A 22,389-nucleotide genomic window follows, 5' to 3' on the forward strand; every position below is an offset into this window, starting at 1 on the left:
TGCTTTTTTTTATGTTTAATTAACAAGGCATAACAATAAAATCAATTAGGAATAAAAAATGTCAATTTGGAAAAAGACCTTACTTGCCCTGACGTGTAGTAGCAGCTTGTTTTTAACTGCATGTAATGATGACAATGACAGCCATAGCGCGGCTCGTTATGACACTTATCTGAGTGAAAGCAACTATCAGCATGATCGTGTTTTGGCGGCTAGTCGTATTAATGTCATGAAATATACCATGCCTAGTGTCACAGGCCAGCCAGTAACAGCTTCTGCCTTGGTCTTCACGCCACGTACAGCAAAACCTAAGGACGGTTGGCGTGTGGTGGTTTGGGAACATGGCACGGTGGGCAGTGGCGATCAGTGTGCGCCAAGTAATAATCAACTCAATCCACGTTTTAGAATATTGGCTGAAAGTTTATTGGCCGCAGGCTATGTGATTGTGGCACCTGATTACGAAGGGTTAGGTGAAAAAGGGATTCATCCTTATCTACATTTACAAAGTGCAGCTAAATCGGCGATTTATGCACAAAAAGCCTATCAAGAACGTTATGCGAAGGAGGCTAAAGGTACATGGATGAGTATTGGCCAATCACAAGGCGGGCATGCTTCACTTGCTACAGCTGAGTTTGCCCAGCAAGATGCTCATTATTTGGGAGCAGTGGCAGCTGCACCTGCTTCAAGTTTGGGCTATATCATTCAACATATTGCTCCGAACTTATTAAAAGATGTGCTTTTAGCAGAAAGTGTGGGTTTAGTTGAAAAGGGCACCGCAGCTGCAGGTTATGCTGAGTTATTGTCTTATGCCGCCTATGTCACCACAGGGATTCAAGCTTATAAGCCAGATTTTGACTATAATAGTGTATTTGAGTCGCGCTCCCAACCAATTGTAGCTGCCGCTTTAGGCACTACGGGTGATAATGGTTTATGTTTAAGTGAATTAGGCCCACGTTTTACCCAAGATATTTTGCAATATGTGGCAGAAAATCCAGGGAAAACTGTTTTAGACTATCCGGGCTTAACGCCAAACTTTGACCAAAATCCAGTAATTGCTGCCTTTTTAGCAGAGAATCAACCGGCAACCCAATACATTGCCAAGCCGGTCATGATTGTACAAGGTAAACTGGATGCTGCTGTGCCTTATGTGGTGACTGAGCAGTTGGCTGAAGAGTTAGCCGCCAAAGGTACAGAGGTCGAGCTGCATTTGGTCGAAGGTGCAACGCATACTCAAGCCATTGTATTTAAAAATAAAGAAGTGGTGGAGTTTATTCAGCAACATATGCCAGCACGTTAAAGCGCTTGTAGTTCTTTTAAAATAAAGCCCAGTGCTGGATTGGCTGAGTCCTTACGGTAATTGGCATAGAGTGCCAATTGCGGTAAGGCAAACTCAGTTTTAATCGTAACGATATCCTGATTTAAAAATTTTAAAGCGTATTCGGGTAAAAAGCTAAACCCAAAGCCCATATTAATTAAATTAATATGCTGTAAAACATTGGTCACCCACATCAATTGTTGTTTTTGCATCTGCTCGAAATCAAAGTGCTGTTGGATTTTTTCATACAGCACAGGTGAGGCAGTTTGTTCACATAAAATTAACGTTTGGCGCTGGAGAGTTTTTTTAGACATGGGTTGCTGGTGTGGATACAGTTTTTGTGATGCCACCAAATACAAAGGTTCTTGTAAAATTAAATGATGCGCATATTCAGCCTCATCTAGCTGATAACGAGTAAAAGCTAAATCGAGTTCAGCATTTTTTAAGGCTTGGATTTGCTCTAAACAGGTCAAACTTTGAATATGTAATTGCAAGCTTGGCATATGCTGTTTCAGCTTGGCCAACAGCTGCGGCATGAGTTTAATTTCTGCCACGTTTAAAAAACCAATATGAATTTGATTCTGTTTTTGCTGCGCCACTTGGCGTGCTGCGGCAATGGCTAAATGAGCATTATCTAATGCAGCTTGTGCATAGCTTAAAAATGCTTGCCCCTCTTGGGTTAGGCTAATTTGACGAGCAGAGCGATCGAGTAACTGCACTCCGACTTCTTGTTCTAAATCTTTAATTTGCTGACTTAAGGACGGTTGGGTGGTAAATAATTTTTGCGCGGCTTTGGTAAAGCTGTGTTCTTCTGCCACAGTCACAAAATAACGTAAATGACGCAGTTCCATCGTTGAGCCCTGTGAATCTTTAGCCGATTTAATGTAAACAACAATCCTCCTAAAGTATAGGGAAAATCTAGGCGTCTATAGGCAAAACTTATATGCCTTGCAGCATGATAGACAGTTTTTATACTGAGGCATCAATTTAAGCCCTTGCTGTAAGAGGAAGTCGCACATGGCAGCGCATTATGACACCGACGTTTTGGTGATTGGCACAGGACCGGCAGGTTCAACTTTAGGTTTGGCTTTGGCCACCTATGGCATCAAAGTTCAACTGTTTACCCAATTTAATTGGCTGGCCAACAGTCCCCGTGCGCATATTACCAATCAACGTGCCATGGAAGTGCTGCGTGATTTGGGGGTCGAAGAGCAAGCCAAACAAATTGCTACGCCGTGGCACGAAATGGGCGAGAGTCTAATTACCACCAGTTTGGTGGGAGAAGAAATTGCTCGTATGAGCGCTTGGGGAACAGGTGATGAACGTTATGGCGACTATTTAAAAGGCAGCCCATGTCCATTAATTGATTTAATTCAGCCCAAAATGGAAGCCTTGTTGGTGAAAAATGCCGGCGAGCGTGGCGCGATTTATAATTTTAATACCGAATATTTATCCCATGAACAAGATGAACACGGTGTTACTGCACGGTTCTTAAATAAAATTACCCATACTGAATTTAGTCTACGTGCCAAATATTTGGTGGGTATGGATGGCGCGCGCTCTAAAGTGGTTGAGGAGTTGGAGTTGCCATTAGAAGGTGTCATGTCGCGTGCAGGTACGGTATATGTGACCTTTAAAGCTGATTTAAGCCAATATGTGCAGCATCGTCCGGCAATTTTACAATGGATTGTTAATCCTGAAGCGGGCTTTGGTGAGATTGGTATGGGCTTATTACGCGCCATTAGCCCATGGAATGAATGGATTATGGGTTGGGGCTTTGATATTAGCCAAGGCGAGCCACAAGTCACCACAGAGCAAGTGCAAGCGCGTTTAGATGCTTTTGTGGGTGCACATGTTGAAGATTTAGAGATTGAAAAACTCTCATATTGGTATGTTAATCAAACCTATGCCACTCATTATTCAAAGGGTCGAGTCTTCTGTGGGGGGGATGCGGTGCATCGTCATCCACCATCAAGTGGCTTAGGTTCAAATACCTGTATGCAAGATGCGTTTAATTTAGCTTGGAAATTGGCTTATGCGGTGAAAGGCTGGGCACAACCTGAATTATTGCAATCCTATAGTGATGAACGTGCACCTGTAGGTAAACAAATTGTAGCGCGTGCTAATCAATCACGCTTTGACTATAAATATTTAAAACAGGTTTTTGGTTTTGATCAAGGTATTCAAACCCAAGCGCAAATGTTAGAACGTATTTTTGCAGAAACTGAAGAAGCAGCAAAAATACGTAAACAGCTTTATCAAGCTCTAGAAATTAAACATCATGAGTTTAATGCCCAAGGGGTAGAGCTGAATCAACGTTATCAATCATCGGCTGTGATTGCTGATGAATCTGAAGAAGTCTTTGTCAAAGATCAAGAACTGTATTTACAAGCCACCACGCGACCAGGCGCCAAAATTCCACATACGTGGTTGGTCGATCGCAAAGGACGTAAACATTCCACGCTAGATATCACAGGGAAAGGTCGCTTTACTTTGATCACAGGATTGTCGGGTAAAGCGTGGCGTGAAGCCGTACAAGCCTTAGGCCTAGACTACTTAGATGTTATTCAGATTGGTTCGCGTGATTATCGTGATGTCTATGCCACATGGCAGGCTAAATCTGAAATAGATGACAATGGCGCGATTTTAGTGCGTCCAGATGGTTATATTGCATGGCGTATGTCCTCTGTCACAGCAGATGTGGATCATCAAGCCACGCTGAGCAACGTCTTGCAGCAGCTCAACTTAAATCTCTAAAATAGACAAGCCGACATGAGGTCGGCTTTTTTCATTGCTTTGCTAACTGGGCTTGCTAGAATGATGCGCCTATTTTTGTTTAACGCTATGGAGTGTCATTGATGTCGACAAATAGCAAACGTTTAACGCCTAAAGTTATTTTACTGGCAAGTCTAGGTTTAATCATTCCGGTCTTATTGGTGGCAGTGGCATTTTTTGCGATTAAGAGTGATGCTAAAAATCAGCAAGCTTATCAAAAACAGCAGCAAGAAATTTTAGATCGTATTGCCGCGCGTGAAGCTGCAGAAAAAGCCGCTTCAGAAGCCAGTCCTAAGCCTTAAGATCTTTTTGTAGCTGGCGTACCGATGGAATGGCGGTATAACGAATCACACGGTAGCCAGCATCATGAAACATTGCATCACGTGCAGCATCGCGTGCTTCTTGGCCTATATGGCTAGGATCATCGAGTTCAATAATTGCCAGCACTTCTAAGTGCTTATTTAGCACCACAAAGTCCGTGACTTTGCGATTAAATTTATTTCTAACCTGAATATCTTGACTGGTAATTAAAGCAGTAAATGCGACTTGCGCCAAAATATAATAGTTGGGTTCTGGAAAAGCGGCTTTGAGTTGAAAGAAAAGTTTACTTTCAAAATTGGTAATGACTTTTTTAGGATAATAGGTTTTAGGTTTTTGGGGTGCAGCAGGGCGACGAAGCACAAGCAACACCAAGGCCAATGTTGCCATGCAGCCAATCATAAAGAAGATGATTTGCGTTAAGCTGAATACTTGCATAAATCACACATAAGAAAAAACCCACTCAATTGGAGTGGGTTTTTAGAATTTTGGCTCTCCAACCTGGGCTCGAACCAGGGACCTGCGGATTAACAGTCCGTCGCTCTACCGACTGAGCTATTGGAGAATCTGCAGGCGATTATAAAGCAAATTGCTATGGCGTCAAGTTATTTAAGTTAAAAAAATCATAACTGTTTTAAAAACAAGCAGATTGTTTGAAATTAGATAAAAACTAGGGCACAGGCATATATTTTAAAGAATAAAAAACCCACTGCAAAGAGTGGGTTTTTTAAGAATCTTGGCTCTCCAACCTGGGCTCGAACCAGGGACCTGCGGATTAACAGTCCGTCGCTCTACCGACTGAGCTATTGGAGAATCTGAGAGCGATTATAGAGAATTTTTAAAAGGGGTCAAGTGAGAATTTTAAAAAATCAGTTAAATTGCTTTTAAATGATTTAAATTTAAGCAAGTGGTTTAAATCTAAAGTATTTTTAATATTGTGAAACTTTAGTCAATAAAAAACCCACTGCAAAGAGTGGGTTTTTTAAGAATCTTGGCTCTCCAACCTGGGCTCGAACCAGGGACCTGCGGATTAACAGTCCGTCGCTCTACCGACTGAGCTATTGGAGAATCTGAGAGCGATTATAGAGAATTTTTCTAGATGGTCAATAATTTTTTAATATAAATGAATTGCTTGCATTATTTTTAAACAAAAAATAAAAAATCACCCTAAAGCGGGTGATTTTTTACACTGAAAAATAAAACTTATTTTTCAACACCAGCTTCTTGACCGGCATATTTCGCGTTCGCGTAATCCCAGTTTACAAGGCTTTCTAGGAAAGTTTTGATGTATGCAGGACGTGCGTTACGGAAATCGATGTAGTAAGCGTGTTCCCAAACGTCGATGGTTAATACAGCAACTTTACCGTGAGCCATTGGTGTATCAGCATTAGACGTTTTAAGGATAGATAAGTTACCGTTTACTTCGTCAGCAACTAACCAAGCCCAACCTGAACCGAATTGAGTTGTTGCAGCAGCAGCAAACTCTTCAGCAAATTTTTCGTAAGAACCGAACGCTTCGTCAATTTTAGCAGCTAACGCGCCAGTTGCAGCACCGCCACCGTTTTTAGCCATACAGTTCCAGTAGAACGTGTGGTTCCAAACTTGTGCAGCATTGTTGAAGATACCTGCTTTAGAGGCATCACCAGCAGACGCTTTGATGATTTCTTCTAAAGTTTTACCTTCAAGTTCAGTACCTTTGATCAAGTTGTTTAAGTTAACAACATAAGTATTATGGTGCTTGTCGTGGTGAAATTCTAAAGTTTCTTTGCTGATGTGTGGAGCAAGATCTTCGTAACCGTACGGAAGAGCCGGTAAAGTAATCGTTGTCATGTTTCAATTCCTTGCTAATGCTGGGTTTTGAGATTAAAAAGTGTGGTTATTGTAATCGATTCTGGACCAAATGGCGCATTGATCTTTAATAACAATACACAATAAAGCCTGAATTTATACAGATAAATAAAAATAAAAGATTAGATCGGGTTATTCAATTCAAAATACACCGTTTCGATGCCAAATTCGGCGCTTAAGGCTTGGGCTAGACGCTGCACACCATAGCGTTCTGTCGCATGATGCCCACAGGCATAATAGTGTACGTCTAATTCTTGTGCTTCATAAAAAGTGCGTTCTGAGACTTCACCTGAAATATAGGCATCACACTTTTGGCTGGCAGCTTTATGAATAAAGTCTTGTGCACCACCGGTACAAAAACCAATTTTTTGTATGCTCGTTTTATCTGCTGCTAAATGAATGGTATTAAAACCTAAACGCTGGGTCAGTAACGCTTTAAAGCTTTCTGGGGACATTGGTGTTTTTAAATAACCGATATTACCAATAGGGTGACGCTCTGATGGATCAAGTGCTTCGATATTTTCAAGTTCTAAAAGATCAGCAATTGCAGTATTATTGCCTAAAGTGGGGTGACTATCTAAAGGTAAATGGTAACCTACCAAAGAAATATCATGTTGAATCAAACTTTTAATGCGTTTACCACGCATACCTGTAATCGGGTAAGCTTCGCCTTTCCAAAAATAGCCATGATGTACTAAGAGTAAATCTGCGCCTTGAGCAATGGCTGCATCAATCGCATCTTGTGAGGCAGTAACCGCACATAAGATTTTATTCACTTCAGCTTTGCCTTCAATTTGCAGACCATTAGGTGCGTAATCTTTAAACTCCTGTGCTTTTAAAGTGTGATCACACCATTGAATAATGTCGCTTAACTTTGCCATAGTAAATTCTCGAGTGTAGTGATGTATTTAGCCTATGTTAAATTGTAACTAAAGCCAACAAAACAATGTGTCAATTGGGCTTACAATACACACTAAATATTAGGCATGATGACAATATTAAATAGAGGAAAACAACTGTGCGCCGCACCTTAATCTGGTTACCTTGGGTCTTACTTGTGTTGGTGATTGCTGGATTTTTTATATGGCAACAACAACAAAAACCAACTGCGCCTGTGGCAGTTGATGGCGTAAAAATGCCGGCCGAAAAAGTCGAGCCTTTAGTCAATACTAGCCGTACTGGTGGGGTTGCCTCCTATAGCGCTGCGGTCAAAGTGGCGGCGCCTGCGGTGGTAAATATTTTTACTACGCAAAAGGTCAAAAAAGTCGATCACCCTTTACTCAATGATCCGATGTTTCGTGAATTTTTTGGCAACCAATTGCCAGATCAATTTACCCAAGATCGTAATGAAAATAGCCTAGGTTCTGGGGTGATTGTCCGTCAAGATGGTTACATCCTGACCAATAACCACGTGATTGAACAAGCAGATCAAATTGTGGTGGCGCTGCATGATGGTCGCCGTGCGTTAGCTAAAGTGATTGGTTCTGATCCTGAAACAGATTTGGCAGTCATTAAAATTGAGCTGGATCAACTGCCTGTATTGCCATTTAAACTCAGTGGTAATGAAGTGGGTGATGTGGTGCTGGCGATTGGTAATCCGTTTGGCGTAGGGCAAACAGTCACCCAAGGGATTATTTCAGCGACAGGTCGTTCAGGTCTTGGAATTAACAACTATGAAGATTTTGTACAAACCGACGCAGCCATTAACCCAGGTAACTCAGGTGGTGCATTAATTGATGTGGCAGGTAATTTAATCGGGGTAAATACCGCGATCTTCTCACAGTCGGGTGGCTCATTAGGTATTGGTTTTGCCATTTCTGCACCTGTCTGTCAGCATGTGTTAAATTCAATTTTGCAACATGGGCGAGTGATTCGTGGTTATGTTGGCTTAAAATTGTTGCCTGTGGAACAAACCGATGTGTTAGCTACAAAAACCCAAGGGGTTGTAGTGGCAGAGGTTGAACCAAATGGCCCTGCAGCTAAAGCGGGTATCCAAAATGGTGACGTGTTGATGAAAGTCAATGGTGAGGAAATCAACTCAGCGAGCTTCTTGGTTAATTATGTAGGTTTGCAAGTACCCAATAGCAAAGTGAAAATTAGCTTGCTACGTAAAGACCAAGCCTTAGAGGCTGAGGTGATGGTGGCTGAACGACCAGCAGTGGCTCAGCAAAATTCAAATCATCAATATATTCCATTACCGCAAAGTCGTTAAATTAAAAGCCCCTCAAGAGGGGCTTTTTTATTGCTGTTGTTTTTAAGATTTAACTTAATCTGCGGATTACGGATTACGGATTACGGATTACGGATTACGGATTACGGATTACGGATTACGGATTACGGATTACGGATTACGGATCAAAAAACTAAACAATAGCTATAAAAAAAGCCCGTGACAGGCACAGGCTTTTTTTAGTTGAAAACTTAGCTTTCTTGTTGAATGCCTGCTACTAACCAATCTTGGTTAGAACCTGCAGGTTTAACAAAGTGCCAAATTTCAGTAAATGGTTGTGGCAAGCTGTTTAAGTCTTCGCTGACTGTACCTGTAAAGCGTACGCTGACAATGTATTGACCATTTTCAGTGGTCGATTCAACCACCATGGCATTTAAGTTCGAGAACTCAGCAACGTCTTGATCTTGATTGGCCATAATGTCTTGATACATTGACTGATACAGATCAGGGGTTAAATAACGCTGAATTTCGCCAATATTGCTGGCAGTATTCATCGACTGAATATGGTTAAAGCGTTGACGTGCAATACGTAAGAAGGCAGCAGGTTCTGTACCATCTGGTAATTGGTTGCCACTATTGGTATAGGCTGTGCCAAACGCTGGCGCTTGTTGCGGTGCTTGACCAAATGGGGCATTGTTGCTTGGTGTAGAACCACCTACATTTTGACCAAAGATATTTGAGTTATCATTTGATGCAGCAGGTGGCACTTGACCAAATGGCGCATTATTGGCGCCATTGTTTGGTGCGTATGGATTAGAAGCTACTTTTTTTTTTGCGCCCATTTTACGGAACAAGAAGAAAGCAACGGCAGCAGCGAGTAAGATCCAAATCCAACCTGGAATACCGCCTTTTTCTTCTTCAACTGGGGCAACTTCAGAAGCTGCTTGTGCTTGTGATGCTGGTTTATCGTCTGCTAAAGCATTGGCTGCTACAGCACCAATCGCTGCACCGGCAACACCAGCTGCAACCATACCACCAACACCCGGACCAGATTTTTGTTGTACTGGAGCAGTAGCAGGTGCGACAGGTTGTTGAGCAGGGGTGGCTTGACGCGGCTGTTGATACGATTGAGTAGGTGCAGCTTGACGGCTCATACCATGACTTTTACCACTACCAGCACGTTTCGCTTCTGCCATTGGTGCAACCAAAAGAGCAGCAGCTAAAATACCTGTAATCAAACTACGCTGTCGAACTTCCATCAAAGTATCCTTAAAAAATAAAATTTTACCCTGTATTTATGCCGTCATTTCTAGACAATTTCAACAATAAAAATATATTTTTTTGCATCTTGCAGGATTTACATACAAAGCCTTTAGGTTAATTCTTCACTCAAACGCATTGCTTCTGATAATGCCTCGTGTAAACGCGCCACACTGACGATGGTGACGCCATTAATGTCTTTTTGTGGTGCATTACCACGCGGCAAAATAATATATTTAAAACCATGTTTGATGGCTTCTTTTAAACGTTCTTGCCCATTTGGAACAGGGCGGATTTCACCTGATAAACCGACTTCTCCAAATACTGCCAATTGTTGTGGCAGCGCTTTACCTCGTAAGCTTGAGGCGCAGGCCAGTAGCACAGCCAAATCGGAACCTGTTTCGGTGATTTTTAAGCCGCCCACCACATTCACGTAAACATCTTGACCTGAGGTTTGCACTCCACCATGACGATGCATCACTGCAAGCAGCATATTTAAGCGGTTTTGCTCTAAACCGAGTGCCACGCGGCGCGGTTGACCATGCGCGTCATCGACCAAGGCTTGTACTTCTACCAACAATGGGCGTGTGCCTTCACGGCTGATCATGACAATTGAACCGGGAATTGCTTCATCATAACGGCTTAAAAAAATGGCAGATGGATTGGCCACTTCGCGTAAGCCTTTATCGGTCATGCCAAATACGCCCAGTTCATTGACCGCACCAAAACGGTTTTTGACCGCACGAATCATACGATAGCGTGAGTCTGACTGACCTTCAAAATACAACACGCAGTCGACCATGTGTTCTAAAACGCGTGGGCCTGCCAAAGAACCTTCTTTGGTGACATGACCAACAATAAATAAGGCTGTGCCGCTGTTTTTAGCATAACGGGTTAAAATGGCAGCTGATTCACGAATTTGCGATACGCCACCTGGGGCAGATTGTAAGCTTTCGGTATATAAAGTTTGAATCGAATCTAGAATAGCCACAGCAGGGCGCTGCTGCGCCAGCACTTCACAAATGCGTTCCACACAAGTTTCGGCCATGACTTTTAAATGTTCAGTAGGGAGTTCTAGGCGCTGTGCGCGTAGTGCGACTTGCGATAAAGATTCCTCACCCGTCACATAAAGTGCTGCACTGTCTTGTGAAGCCATATGGGTTGCGGTTTGTAACAAAATGGTTGATTTACCAATCCCCGGATCACCGCCAATTAACACCACAGAGCCTGTAACTAAACCGCCGCCTAAAACGCGGTCAAATTCACCAATGCCAGTATGTAAACGCGTTTCGCGTGATACAGAAACTTGATTGAGTGTAGTAATGGTGGCAGCTTGACCTGCATACCCCCCGCCGCTGCTTTTGCTGGCAGCTCGGTGTGTCACCACAGGGGCCACACTCACTTCAACTAAACTATTCCATTCTCCACATTCACTGCATTGACCTGACCATTTGGGATGATCTGCGCCACATTGTTCACAGCGATACACACTTTTTGCTTTGGCCATAATTTTGCACAACACTCCATAGACTGCTCAAGCATAGCGAGGCTGTGCTTAAATCCCAAATTTTTACGACACACTTTGTCGCTTTATTTAGCTAAAAAAATACAACCGTCAGCATTTGCTTCGTATAATGCGATATTGTATTTATAAAAGTGAAATCGTGCATGTCACAACCAATTCCTTATATTGATGCCATTGCGCGTGAAAAAAACCGTGATGTATTGTTTCTTCATTTTGAAGATCCAGACAGTCCAATCAATGAAATTGTCTTGGCATGGCTAGAAGACCACGAAATTGCCTATACAGATTGTTTAGGTTTAGAAGAAGAAAGCCTAAATGATCATGAATTACAGCATACTTACATTGACCTCGCTGTTGATGAAGATGATGCGCTATATCGTGAGCTGTGCGAGTATTTAGAAGATGATGATGGTAATATGAAACTCGAAGGCGTGTATTTCTTTGTCTTGTCTTTAGAAACGGCACTTGAACTGATGGCGGATCGTGCAGTTGCCATGACCACACGCTTACAATAAGTCCTTTCAAGCCACAATAAAAAAAGCCACGTTAAACGTGGCTTTTTATTTTAGTACAATTCGCCGGATTTACGCCGTGCGATAAAATCTTTGGATTCTTTGGCAATGACCCCAGACAACAGCAATAGGGCAATTAAGTTAGGTACTGCCATTAAACCATTAAAGGTGTCAGCAAATAACCAGACTAAATCAAGGGTGGCTACGCAACCAATAAAAACTGAGGCAATATAAATAATGCGATAGGGCAGTACGAATTTTTCACCCAATAAATAAGTGGCACATTTTTCGCCATAATAGCTCCAACCTAAAATGGTCGAATATGCAAAGAAAATAATACCAAAAGTGACCACCCAACCGCCAACACCTGGTAATAGTTTGTCAAACACGCTAATGGTGAGTACCGCACCCGTTTGCTCACCAAAACTATTGCCCGCTATGATAAAGCCCATCACCAATACAATACCGGTAATTGAGCAGACAATAATAGTATCAATAAAAGTACCGGTCATAGAGACTAAACCTTGACGGGCAGGGTGATCGGTTTTCGCTGCTGCAGCTGCAATTGGGGCTGAACCCATACCTGCCTCATTGGAAAAGACCCCACGCGCCACACCATAACGAATCGCAGCACCGACTGCACCGCCGAGTGCCGCTTCACCAGTAAAAGCATAGGTTACAATCATCTTTAAGGCAGGGATTACCAATTCAAGATTATTAAAAATAATAACTAAACCTCCCAAGACATAACCAATGGCCATAATGGGTACAATCACTGATGATGCTTTGGAAATGGTTTTAATTCCGCCTAAAATCACTAAAGCTGAAAAAACTGTGATGATGATGCCGGTGATCCAGGTGTCAATGCCTAAGCTATTTTCGACGGCAAGGGCCACGGTATTGGATTGCACTGAACTGCCAATCCCAAACGAAGCTAAGGTGCCAAATAGGGCAAAAATCAGTGCCAACCATTTCCATTTTAAGCCGCGTTCAATGTAATACATCGGGCCACCTGACATTTCGCCTTTTTCGTTTTTAATCCGATATTTGACTGCCAGCACACCTTCACCATATTTGGTCGCCATGCCAAAAAGTGCGGTCATCCACATCCAAAAAACGGCCCCTGGCCCACCTAAAACACAGGCGGTTGCGACCCCTGCAATATTCCCTGTACCAATGGTGGCAGACAGGGCGGTCATTAAGGAGGCGAACTGTGAAATATCGCCATCTTTATGCTGTGGATGTTTGCCAAAGACTTGTTTAAAAGCCAAAGGCAACATGCGAAATTGCCAAAATAGTAAGCGGAAGGTCAAAAATATACCTGTCCCGACAATCAGGACGAGCATATAAGGACCCCAAACCCAGCCGCTAAGGGTTTCCATCAAACTCTGTAACTGCATACGTTCTCTTCTTGTTGTGTTTAGGATCAACAGCATGCAAGTGATATGCCATGCTTGTGCTCTGTTTTAATTTTAGTCAAGCCAACATTCTTCACATAAAACTGCACATTTTTCAAGCAGACGGTGACTATTGCGTGCATTTTTCTGCTGATGCTTAACTTATTGATTTTGAGCATAAGAAAAATAAATGAATTTGATAAAATCTGTAGAAAATATAGATGATGCGATATTTTTTTTTGTTTTTTAGCACTTTTAAGCTAATTTGTCGCGATGGACATCGAAGATGAATTGAAAATAATGTCAAATCAACAACACAATTCGCCAAATTCGGGCGAATTACAACGAAGCTTGTCCAATCGTCATTTACAGTTGATCGCAATTGGCGGTGCCATTGGTACAGGTTTGTTTATGGGCTCAGGCAAAACGATTAGCCTTGCTGGACCCTCTATTGTCGTCATTTATATGATTATTGGTTTTATGGTGTTTTTAGTGATGCGCGCCTTGGGCGAGCTATTGCTATCAAACCTCAACTACAAATCATTTATCGACTTTTCAACGGATTTGATTGGGCCTTGGGCCGGCTATTTTGTCGGTTGGACCTATTGGCTATGCTGGATCACCATCGGGATCGCTGATTTATCCGCTATCATTTACTACCTGCAGTTCTTTAATCATGGTTTACCCTTTACTCCATTTGAGGGGGTGATGATTAGTGTTGCCGCGATTATTTTTATCATGGGTTTAAACTTAGTCACGGTTAAACTGTTTGGTGAATTAGAATTTTGGTTTGCCCTCATTAAGATTATTGCCATTGTGGTATTAATTGGGGTCGGTCTATGGATGATCTTTACTGGATTTACCTCAGATACTGGTCATGTGGCATCATTTAGCCATATTTGGTCACATGGTGGCTTATTCCCAACTGGGGCAATGGGCTTTTTGGCCGGTTTCCAAATTGCCATCTTTGCTTTTGTTGGGGTGGAATTAGTGGGAACCACGGCTGCGGAAACCAAAGACCCTGAAAAGAATTTACCTAAAGCGGTCAACTCTATTCCAATTCGTATCATTATTTTCTATGTGTTGGCGTTGCTGGTGGTGATGTCAGTGACTCCTTGGAATCAAATTGATCCGAATATCTCGCCATTCGTCAACTTGTTTAGCCAAGCAGGCATTGCAGCTGCGGCAATTATTATGAACTTGGTGGTGTTGTCATCGGTCATGTCATCGATGAACAGTGGGGTGTTTTCCACTTCGCGTATGCTGTTTGGTTTGTCGCGTGAAGAACAAGCGCCACAATCATTTGCTAAACTGAATAAACGTGCTGTGCCTGCCAATGCATTGTATTTCTCAGCGGTATGTTTATTACTTGGTGCAGCATTACAATACTTTGTGCCAGATACGGTACGTGCCTTTACTTTAGCCACAACGCTCTCTACGATTTTATTTATCTGTGTGTGGATTATTATCATGTGGAGCTATATCGTGTATTACAAAACACGTCCTGAGCTACATGCCAAATCTCGTTTTAAATTGCCAGGTGGCTTGTTCACGTGTGCAGTGGTGATTTTATTCTTCCTCAGTATGATTGTGGTGTTGGCTTTAGAAGAAGATACCCGTCAAGCGCTATTGGTCAGTCCGATATGGCTGGTGATCTTGGCTTTAGGTTATTTTGGTTTTTATAAGCCCAAAAACAAATAATTAATTTGAATTAAAAAAACGTCAGCGAGTGCTGGCGTTTTTTTTTATCTATGGTTAATCTCTTGGGTCAGCGAAATGATCGCGTTATACTGCATCAAAATTATCTAGAGATAATCGTGATGTTGAAAGCCTTTTGTGTCTTAAGTGTGTGTTGCTTAAGTCTTGCTTTATCTGCCTGTGGTCAAACGGGTGCTTTGCAACTGCCAAGCGATCCTGACTACGACCACCGTGCCAAATATTTGCTTTACCCAGCGCAACCTACCGAGCAGTCACAACCTGTAGCGCCGCAATAATTTGCCGCTACACCTTAGCGTATATTGAAAAAGGATAGATTCATGAGTTTTACCCGTATTGATGGGGTGTTGCACGCCGAGCAATGTTCATTACAAGCATTGGCTGAACAACATGGTACACCGTTATATGTATATTCAAAGGCAACCTTTGAAAAACATTATGCAGATATGGATCGTGCTTTTGAGTTTATCGATCATCAGATCTGTTTTGCGGTGAAATCAAACTCGAATCTTGCTGTACTCAATGTATTGGCCAAGCAAGGTGCAGGTTTTGACATTGTGACAGGTGGCGAATTGGCACGTGTCCTGAAAGCAGGCGGTGAGCCAAGTAAAATCGTCTTCTCTGGTTTGGGTAAATCAGAAGCCGATATTGAAAAAGCCTTGGACGTCGGGATTGCTTGCTTTAACGTTGAATCTTATGCCGAGCTGGACCGAATTGAAAAAGTAGCAGCACGTTTAGGCAAAAAAGCACCGATCTCATTGCGTGTCAATCCAGATGTCGATGCAAAAACCCATCCGTACATTTCAACCGGTTTAAAAGAAAATAAATTTGGTATTCCATCAGACAGCGTCTTTGATACCTATGCTTATGCAGCCTCATTACCGCATTTAGAGATTGTGGGAATTGACTGTCATATTGGTTCACAGCTTACAGAAACGCAGCCTTTTGTCGATGCGCTAGATCGTGTGATTGTCATGATCGACACACTTAAAGACATGGGGATTACTCTTAAACACATCGATATTGGTGGTGGTTTAGGCGTAACCTATAAAGATGAAGTACCACCTACCGTCACTGAATATGCCAACGCTTTACGTCCAGCTTTAGAAAAATTGGGCCTTAAAGTGTATATGGAACCTGGGCGTAGTATTTCTGCCAATGCCGGTGTGTTACTGACTAAAGTTGATTTACTTAAACCGACACAACACCGTAACTTTGCCATTATTGATGCAGCGATGAATGACTTAATTCGTCCGGCTTTATATGAGGCGTGGATGGATATTCAAGCGGTTTGCCCACGTACTGACGTCGAGACTCAAGAATGGGATGTCGTAGGTGCCATTTGTGAAACCGGTGACTTCTTAGGTAAACAGCGTGAGCTTGCCATTCAAGAAAATGATGTGTTAGCCGTTATGGGTGCGGGTGCATATGGCTTTGTGATGAGCTCAAACTACAACAGCCGTGGCCGTGCTGCAGAAGTGATGGTGGATGGCGAAAATGCCTATGTGATTCGTGAGCGTGAAACGATTGAATCGCTTTGGGAACGTGAACGTCTGTTGCCTTAAAGGATAAAACAAGATGTTATTAGAATTTACCAAAATGCATGGTCTAGGCAATGACTTTATGGTGGTGGATTTAATTAGCCAGCGCGCTTATTTAGATACGCTCACCATTCAGCGTCTGGCTGATCGTCACTTTGGCATTGGTTTTGATCAGTTGCTTGTAGTCGAGCCACCTGATTTACCTAACGTCGACTTTAAATATCGCATTTTTAATGCCGATGGTTCTGAGGTTGAGCAGTGTGGTAATGGGGTACGTTGTTTTGCACGTTTTGTGCATGAGCGTCAACTGACCAACAAAACCAAAATCAAAGTACAAACCAAAGCAGGTATTGTCGAACCAGAACTCGGTGCCAATGGCTGGGTGCGGGTGAACATGGGTTATCCTAAATTCTTACCAGAACAGATCCCATTTATGGCCGATGCTGCTGCGCCTTTGTATGAACTTGAAGTAGCCAATCAAGAACACCTCACGATTGATGTGGTGAATATGGGCAATCCGCATGCAGTGACGATTGTGAATGATGTGCTGACTGCTGATGTGGCCGGTTTAGGACCACAAGTAGAATCACATGCGCGTTTCCCACAACGAGTCAATGCTGGTTTTATGCAGATTATTAACGAAAAATCTGCTCGCTTACGCGTCTTTGAACGCGGTGTGGGTGAAACCTTAGCCTGTGGTACGGGGGCTTGTGCGGCAGCTGTTTCAGGCATGCGCCGTGGTTTACTGGGCAATTCGGTAGAAATCGAACTGGCTGGCGGTAAGCTGCTGATTGAATGGCAAGAAGGCGATGTGGTATGGATGACCGGTCCAACTGCAAATGTCTATGAAGGTCGACTTGACCTGAGCTATTTCCAAGGTTAATGGTGTTAAGCCGGTAAATTTACCGGCTTCACTTTTTTGAGGCATTATGTTCGATCCTAAAGCATTACTTGGCCTTTGGCTGACTACACGTGAAGTGCAGCAACAATCACCGCATACCTTAGTGGCCTATCAGCGTGATGTCAGTGATTTTTTAGATTTCTGTGCGCAAAAAAACTTAAATCTCACTGATTTGGAAAGTAGTGATTTACGTGAATATGTGGCTGAAAAAATTGAACAACAACAGTTGAGTAGTAATAGCATTCAACGCTTACTCTCTGCGATTCGCCAATTTATGAAATGGGCGGTAGAGGGCGATCATCTGCAACATAATCCGGCGGCAGATTTTCAAATTAAACGCCAGCCCCGTGCTTTACCGGGTATGCTCGATATTGAAACGGTCAATCAAATTTTAGATCAGCCTGCGCCAACTGAGCCCCAACAAGCCTTGCTGTGGTTACGTGATAAAGCCTTATTAGAGTTATTTTATTCAAGCGGTTTACGTTTAGCTGAAATTCAAAACCTCACCATTAAAGATCTCGATTTTAATCGGCAATTATTAAGAATTACCGGTAAAGGCAATAAAACCCGTATTGTGCCATTTGGTACCAAAGCCAAAGACAGCTTATTTGCATGGTTAAAAGTATATACCCAATTCAATGCTGAGTTTGGCCCGCATGCGCCTGTATTTGTCAGTCAGCGAGGTACAAGTTTAGGTGCCAGACAAATTGAAAATCGAGTGAAATATCAAGCACAGCGTGCCGGGGTCAATATTGATTTGCACCCGCACTTATTAAGACATTGTTTTGCTAGTCATTTACTCTCCAATAGTGGTGATTTGCGTGCAGTGCAAGAGATGTTAGGCCACACCAACTTGACCACCACGCAAATTTATACCCATGTGGATTTTGATCGTTTGGCCCAAGTCTATGACCAAGCACATCCACGCGCCCAGCAACAGAAAAACTAAACCGTGCTTGCGTGTCGCTCTGTTAAAGTCAAGATTATTTTTTAAACTATTGTCGAATAATAAAACAGCACAATTTAAGCTATAAAGAGCAGCAGAATTTAAGATTATTTAAAGTGTGTATAGGCAAGCAGTATGATTGCGGACATTGAACAAAAATATCAACAACTCAGCCCAAGACAAAAAGAAATTTTTGCAGGCTATGGTTTACGTCAAATTAAACATTTTGTTGAAATTACGCTGCCTAAACTTGAAGCTGCCTTACCCGCTGCTGCTCAAGTACAAGGCCTAAATGCTGAAGGTAAAGCACAAGCCATAGATATTACTGGTCAAACCTTTTTATGGATTTCGGATCAGCAATGGCAAGCGCGTCCTGTGGTCAAAGGTGAGATTGATTTAAAAGAAGATTTCTTAGCTGTGTGGCAAATTTTTCATTTAAGCCAATATGACTTGATTGATTTAAGTCATGTGCATCGTGATTTTTTAGCGGCCAAGCAAGCTTAAAAAAATGCCCTCAGGTTTGAGGGCATATTTATACAAGTACTTAATCCAAAGGCAATTGAAAACTCTGTTTAATAATTTGACTCGGTAAATCCGTTTTAACACTGGTAATACCATTTTTCTTGGTCAAATGTGTCGATTGAAACTTACGATAACTTTCTAAATCGGGCACCACCACTTTGAGCATGGCATCGCATTCACCTAAAATAATATAGCATTCCATGACTTGCGGTAATTCACGCATCGCCTCAATAAAGGTGTCAATGGTTTCGGCATCTTGTCCCACCAACCAAATCCGTGAGAATAAAATCAGTTGTAACCCGACTTTTTGTGGGTCAACCACTGTGGTGTAACTTTGAATCACGCCCGCTTCTTCTAAGAGTTTGACGCGACGTAGGCAAGATGAAGGCGACAATCCAATTTCACGGGCTAAATCATTGTTTTGAATACGGCCGTTATTTTGCAAAGCCTGAATGATAGTTTTGTCTATCCTATCTAACTTTACTGAAATATGTTTAGGAGAAAGCTTCATAAAATAGAAGAAAATTCGAAAAATAAGTCTTATTATAGAATAATTGCAATCCTATTTTGTAGTAATTCACAGATACTATTTGTGTTTTCTAAAAACAGATAGGAAGAAGGACATGTCTGTATTTGCATTATTTGCCTTAACGGTAATCCCTTTAATTTTTACACCTGGACCAGATATGCTGTTTATCTTGTCACAAGTGCTGGGTAAAGATGCAAAAGCGGGCATGATGGCAACGGTTGGGGTGTGTTGCGGCTACTTGGTACACTCTATTTTAGTGGCGCTTGGTATTGCTGCAATTATTGTATCTTTCCCGATTTTATTTGAAAGTATTCGCTGGTTAGGGATTGCCTATCTTTTATATTTATCCTTTAGCTTAATCAAATCAGTGTTCCAAAATAAAAATTTACGCATTGAAAATAAAGCTGTAGCGAGCCCGATTAAAAAAGGCTTTTTTACCGCGCTGTTAAATCCTAAAGGCATGTTGATTTATTTTGCGATTTTACCGCAGTTTATTGATCAATCTGCCAACACTGTAACGCAAGGTCTGATTTTATCGTTGATCTTTATTGGCTTAATTTTTGTGGTGTATTGCAGTTTAAGTTTAATCTTTGCCAAGCTGAGTCAAAACACCCAAATCGATGCACGTAAACAAAAATGGATTGATGCGGGTTCAGGTGGTTTATTGGCGCTGGCTGCCACATGGTTGATTATCAACTAACAGCTTTCAAAAGCATGCTCTATACAGCATGCTTTTTTATGGCAAATTCTGAGGGCTTGGCAAAATAAAAAGCCAGTAAATTGACTAAAAAGCATCCAATTTTTACGCATCAGTTTTATATTTTTTGCCTAAAATTTAGTCTTTGGTCTAGGCTTTTAAAAGCTATATTTTTTTTAATAAGCACAGCTGATGTTTAAAATCAGCGAAAAAAATAATATAAATCAAATATTAAAAAATAACAAAAATTGCACAAGATGCTGTCAATTTATCCAGTTAAAAAAAACATGAACGCATCGTTCAGTAAAAAAAGCATCTTTTTATTCAGCTTTACTTAAATGATGCTTGACCGAAATGCCGTGTGCATTGCAAGATAGGGCACCTAAAAAATTTTAAGTGAAAAGTTTTTAACTTTTTTCAATATTTAATTTGCTAAAACAGCCGAGGATTACATGAAGGCTCTTGTTGCAGTAAAACGTGTGGTAGATGCCAACGTTAAAGTTCGTGTTAAACCGGACAACAGTGGGGTTGACCTTACTAACGTTAAAATGTCCATTAACCCGTTCTGTGAAATCGCAGTGGAAGAAGCGGTTCGTCTAAAAGAAAAGGGAACAGTTTCTGAAATCATCGTGGTTTCAGTGGGTCCTAAAGAAGCGCAAGAACAAATTCGTTCAGCAATGGCGCTTGGTGCAGACCGTGGTATTTTGGTTGAAACTGCTGATGACCTTGGTGCATTAGAAGTGGCAAAAATCTTAAAAGGTGTGGTTGCAGCTGAACAACCAGAATTGATCCTTTTAGGTAAACAAGCCATTGATGATGACTCAAACCAAGTGGGTCAGATGCTTGGTGCATTGCTTGACGCAGGTCAAGGTACTTTTGCTTCAGAAGTCAAAGTAGATGGTGCTAAAGTGCAAGTGACGCGTGAAATCGACGGTGGTTTACAAACTGTTGAATTAAGCTTACCTGCAATTATCACAACTGACTTACGTTTGAATGAGCCACGTTATGCGGCACTACCAAACATCATGAAAGCGCGTAAAAAACCGCTTGAAACTAAGTCTCCTGCAGATTATGGCGTAACAGCAACCACTAAACTTAAAACAGTGAAAGTTGAAGCACCAGCAGAACGTAAAGCGGGCGTACAAGTGAAGTCTGTAGATGAGCTTGTAGAAAAACTTAAAAACGAAGCGAAAGTGATCTAAGGCAGGACTGAACTCATGGCTATTTTAGTTATTGCTGAACACGACAACAAAGCGTTAAACGCTGCGACTTTAAACGTTGTTGCTGCAGCACAAAAAATCGGTGGTGATATCACAGTATTGGTTGCAGGTTCAGGCGCGCAAGCGGTTGCAGACCAAGCAGCACAAGTTGCAGGCGTAAGCAAAGTATTACTTGCTGACGATGCAGCTTATGCCAACCAATTGGCTGAAAACGTAGCGAAACTTGTAGCGCAAGTTGCACAAGGTTATTCACACGTTTTAGCAGCGTCTACGACATCTGGTAAAAATGTATTACCACGTGCTGCTGCACTTCTTGATGTGAGCATGATTACAGACATCATTGCTGTTGAATCTGCAAATACTTTCAAGCGTCCAATTTACGCAGGTAACGCGATTGCAACTGTAGAGTCTTCTGAATCTATTGTTGTGGGTACGGTACGTGGTACAGCGTTTGATCCAGTTGCTGCAACAGGTGGTTCTGCAGCAGTTGAAGCGGTTGCATCACAAGGTGACGCAGGCGTATCTACTTTTATCAACGAAGAAATCGTGAAATCTGAGCGTCCTGAACTTGCTGCTGCACGTATTGTAGTATCAGGTGGTCGCGGTGTGGGTTCTGGTGAAAACTACCACACTATTCTTGATCCGTTAGCGGACAAGTTAGGTGCAGCGCAAGGTGCATCACGTGCTGCGGTAGATGCAGGCTTCGTACCAAACGATATGCAAGTAGGTCAAACAGGTAAAATCGTTGCCCCTGACCTATATATCGCAGTGGGTATTTCAGGTGCAATCCAGCACTTGGCAGGTATGAAAGAGTCTAAAGTGATCGTTGCGATCAACAAAGACGAAGAAGCACCAATTAATGCAGTGGCTGACTACTGGTTAGTGGGCGACTTAAATACTGTGGTGCCTGAATTAGTATCTAAAATCTAATTCTACCCAGTAGAAAAAAAGCCCCTGTTTAAACAGGGGCTTTTTTTATGGCATGTGCTTGAGCAAAATGGGTAAGAGAAGCATTTAAAATGCAAAAAAAAATGCAAGTTCAACTCACCAAAATGATCATAAAAAATAGAGAAAATTAACTCAAATTAAGCGCATGACAATCGGCGCAATAGAGCATTTTTATGCTATAATTTACGGCTGATTTTTAGATTTTAGCTTAGTGTTTTTAAGCTAAAAGTTTGCAAGATTTAAGTGATGAAT

Annotated in this window: 22 protein-coding genes and 3 tRNA genes; 14 read left to right on the forward strand and 11 right to left on the reverse strand. The window is 42.0% G+C overall.

Annotated elements, in window-relative coordinates:
* Positions 1–58: 58 nt before the first annotated feature.
* Positions 59–1,294 (forward strand): alpha/beta hydrolase family protein, encoded by a 1,236-nt coding sequence (locus AC5YCD_RS00690; protein ID WP_496128205.1) that lies wholly within the window; start codon positions 59–61, stop codon positions 1,292–1,294.
* Here the strand turns inward: AC5YCD_RS00690 and AC5YCD_RS00695 are convergent.
* Complete coding sequence (locus AC5YCD_RS00695; RefSeq protein ID WP_496128206.1) at positions 1,291–2,163, reverse strand: LysR substrate-binding domain-containing protein; 873 nt, start codon at positions 2,161–2,163, stop codon at positions 1,291–1,293. The two genes, AC5YCD_RS00690 and AC5YCD_RS00695, sit on opposite strands and share 4 nt — an antisense overlap.
* A 166-nt stretch (positions 2,164–2,329) precedes the next feature.
* Between AC5YCD_RS00695 and AC5YCD_RS00700 the strand changes: the two genes are divergently transcribed.
* Together AC5YCD_RS00700 and AC5YCD_RS00705 are read left to right on the forward strand one after the other, a co-directional pair.
* Positions 2,330–4,069, forward strand: a complete 1,740-nt coding sequence (locus tag AC5YCD_RS00700; protein WP_496128207.1) for an FAD-dependent monooxygenase — start codon at positions 2,330–2,332, stop codon at positions 4,067–4,069.
* Between the two features lie 101 nt (positions 4,070–4,170).
* Positions 4,171–4,389, forward strand: a complete 219-nt coding sequence (locus AC5YCD_RS00705) for a hypothetical protein (RefSeq protein ID WP_496128208.1) — start codon at positions 4,171–4,173, stop codon at positions 4,387–4,389.
* On the opposite strand, the gene AC5YCD_RS00710 is transcribed toward AC5YCD_RS00705, so the two are convergent.
* The 6 genes from AC5YCD_RS00710 to AC5YCD_RS00735 all read right to left on the reverse strand — a co-directional run bounded on the left by AC5YCD_RS00710 (position 4,379) and on the right by AC5YCD_RS00735 (position 7,134).
* Positions 4,379–4,843, reverse strand: a complete 465-nt coding sequence (locus AC5YCD_RS00710) for a DUF2726 domain-containing protein (RefSeq protein WP_496128209.1) — start codon at positions 4,841–4,843, stop codon at positions 4,379–4,381. The two genes, AC5YCD_RS00705 and AC5YCD_RS00710, sit on opposite strands and share 11 nt — an antisense overlap.
* Positions 4,844–4,894: 51 nt before the next feature.
* Positions 4,895–4,970: transfer RNA gene (locus tag AC5YCD_RS00715), tRNA-Asn, on the reverse strand.
* A gap of 172 nt (positions 4,971–5,142) precedes the next feature.
* A tRNA-Asn gene (locus tag AC5YCD_RS00720) sits at positions 5,143–5,218 on the reverse strand.
* Positions 5,219–5,397: 179 nt separating this feature from the next.
* Positions 5,398–5,473: transfer RNA gene (locus AC5YCD_RS00725), tRNA-Asn, on the reverse strand.
* Between the two features lie 135 nt (positions 5,474–5,608).
* Complete coding sequence (gene sodB, locus AC5YCD_RS00730; protein ID WP_122899714.1) at positions 5,609–6,235, reverse strand: superoxide dismutase SodB; 627 nt, start codon at positions 6,233–6,235, stop codon at positions 5,609–5,611.
* A 140-nt stretch (positions 6,236–6,375) separates the two neighbouring features.
* Positions 6,376–7,134 carry a Nif3-like dinuclear metal center hexameric protein gene (locus tag AC5YCD_RS00735; RefSeq protein WP_496128210.1) on the reverse strand — a complete coding sequence of 253 codons (759 nt, stop codon included), beginning with the start codon at positions 7,132–7,134 and terminating at the stop codon, positions 6,376–6,378.
* Between the two features lie 137 nt (positions 7,135–7,271).
* On the opposite strand from AC5YCD_RS00735, the gene AC5YCD_RS00740 reads away from it, so the two are divergent.
* The gene (locus AC5YCD_RS00740; protein WP_496128211.1) at positions 7,272–8,465 is read left to right on the forward strand and encodes a trypsin-like peptidase domain-containing protein; all 1,194 of its coding nucleotides are present in this window, start codon (positions 7,272–7,274) and stop codon (positions 8,463–8,465) included.
* Between the two features lie 209 nt (positions 8,466–8,674).
* On the opposite strand, the gene AC5YCD_RS00745 is transcribed toward AC5YCD_RS00740, so the two are convergent.
* Both AC5YCD_RS00745 and radA read right to left on the reverse strand, forming a co-directional pair.
* Positions 8,675–9,682 carry a Tim44 domain-containing protein gene (locus AC5YCD_RS00745; RefSeq protein ID WP_496128212.1) on the reverse strand — a complete coding sequence of 336 codons (1,008 nt, stop codon included), beginning with the start codon at positions 9,680–9,682 and terminating at the stop codon, positions 8,675–8,677.
* Between the two features lie 113 nt (positions 9,683–9,795).
* A complete protein-coding gene (gene radA / locus AC5YCD_RS00750) occupies positions 9,796–11,190 on the reverse strand; it encodes a DNA repair protein RadA (RefSeq protein WP_496128213.1) in 1,395 nt (464 codons plus the stop codon).
* A gap of 161 nt (positions 11,191–11,351) precedes the next feature.
* Here radA and AC5YCD_RS00755 point away from each other — a divergent pair, with 161 nt between their 5' ends.
* Positions 11,352–11,723 (forward strand): hypothetical protein, encoded by a 372-nt coding sequence (locus AC5YCD_RS00755; protein ID WP_496128214.1) that lies wholly within the window; start codon positions 11,352–11,354, stop codon positions 11,721–11,723.
* A 50-nt stretch (positions 11,724–11,773) separates the two neighbouring features.
* On the opposite strand, the gene AC5YCD_RS00760 is transcribed toward AC5YCD_RS00755, so the two are convergent.
* On the reverse strand, positions 11,774–13,120 hold the full coding sequence (locus AC5YCD_RS00760; protein WP_496128215.1) for an alanine/glycine:cation symporter family protein: 1,347 nt from the start codon (positions 13,118–13,120) through the stop codon (positions 11,774–11,776).
* A 297-nt stretch (positions 13,121–13,417) separates the two neighbouring features.
* Here AC5YCD_RS00760 and AC5YCD_RS00765 point away from each other — a divergent pair, with 297 nt between their 5' ends.
* The 6 genes from AC5YCD_RS00765 to AC5YCD_RS00790 all read left to right on the forward strand — a co-directional run bounded on the left by AC5YCD_RS00765 (position 13,418) and on the right by AC5YCD_RS00790 (position 18,725).
* Positions 13,418–14,818 (forward strand): amino acid permease, encoded by a 1,401-nt coding sequence (locus tag AC5YCD_RS00765; RefSeq protein WP_496128216.1) that lies wholly within the window; start codon positions 13,418–13,420, stop codon positions 14,816–14,818.
* Between the two features lie 119 nt (positions 14,819–14,937).
* Entirely contained in the window at positions 14,938–15,111 is a 174-nt protein-coding gene (gene lptM, locus AC5YCD_RS00770) for an LPS translocon maturation chaperone LptM (RefSeq protein ID WP_496128217.1), read from the forward strand.
* Between the two features lie 42 nt (positions 15,112–15,153).
* Entirely contained in the window at positions 15,154–16,398 is a 1,245-nt protein-coding gene (gene lysA / locus AC5YCD_RS00775) for a diaminopimelate decarboxylase (protein ID WP_496128218.1), read from the forward strand.
* Positions 16,399–16,411: 13 nt separating this feature from the next.
* Positions 16,412–17,257 carry a diaminopimelate epimerase gene (dapF, locus tag AC5YCD_RS00780; RefSeq protein WP_496128219.1) on the forward strand — a complete coding sequence of 282 codons (846 nt, stop codon included), beginning with the start codon at positions 16,412–16,414 and terminating at the stop codon, positions 17,255–17,257.
* Positions 17,258–17,303: 46 nt separating this feature from the next.
* Positions 17,304–18,224 carry a tyrosine recombinase XerC gene (locus tag AC5YCD_RS00785; RefSeq protein ID WP_496128220.1) on the forward strand — a complete coding sequence of 307 codons (921 nt, stop codon included), beginning with the start codon at positions 17,304–17,306 and terminating at the stop codon, positions 18,222–18,224.
* A gap of 132 nt (positions 18,225–18,356) precedes the next feature.
* Positions 18,357–18,725, forward strand: a complete 369-nt coding sequence (locus AC5YCD_RS00790) for a hypothetical protein (protein WP_496128221.1) — start codon at positions 18,357–18,359, stop codon at positions 18,723–18,725.
* A 40-nt stretch (positions 18,726–18,765) separates the two neighbouring features.
* On the opposite strand, the gene AC5YCD_RS00795 is transcribed toward AC5YCD_RS00790, so the two are convergent.
* A complete protein-coding gene (locus AC5YCD_RS00795; protein WP_122899692.1) occupies positions 18,766–19,254 on the reverse strand; it encodes an Lrp/AsnC family transcriptional regulator in 489 nt (162 codons plus the stop codon).
* A 112-nt stretch (positions 19,255–19,366) separates the two neighbouring features.
* Between AC5YCD_RS00795 and AC5YCD_RS00800 the strand changes: the two genes are divergently transcribed.
* The 3 genes from AC5YCD_RS00800 (at position 19,367) to AC5YCD_RS00810 (ending at position 22,119) form a co-directional block, all read left to right on the forward strand.
* Positions 19,367–19,972: a LysE family translocator gene (locus tag AC5YCD_RS00800; protein WP_496128222.1), complete on the forward strand. Its 606-nt coding sequence runs from the start codon at positions 19,367–19,369 to the stop codon at positions 19,970–19,972.
* Positions 19,973–20,421: 449 nt separating this feature from the next.
* Positions 20,422–21,171, forward strand: coding sequence for an electron transfer flavoprotein subunit beta/FixA family protein (locus tag AC5YCD_RS00805; RefSeq protein WP_496128223.1), 750 nt, complete (start codon positions 20,422–20,424; stop codon positions 21,169–21,171).
* 15 nt (positions 21,172–21,186) lie between these two features.
* The gene (locus AC5YCD_RS00810) at positions 21,187–22,119 is read left to right on the forward strand and encodes an FAD-binding protein (protein WP_496128224.1); all 933 of its coding nucleotides are present in this window, start codon (positions 21,187–21,189) and stop codon (positions 22,117–22,119) included.
* Positions 22,120–22,389 lie beyond the last annotated feature (270 nt).

The organism is Acinetobacter sp. CY05 (assembly GCF_059515805.1).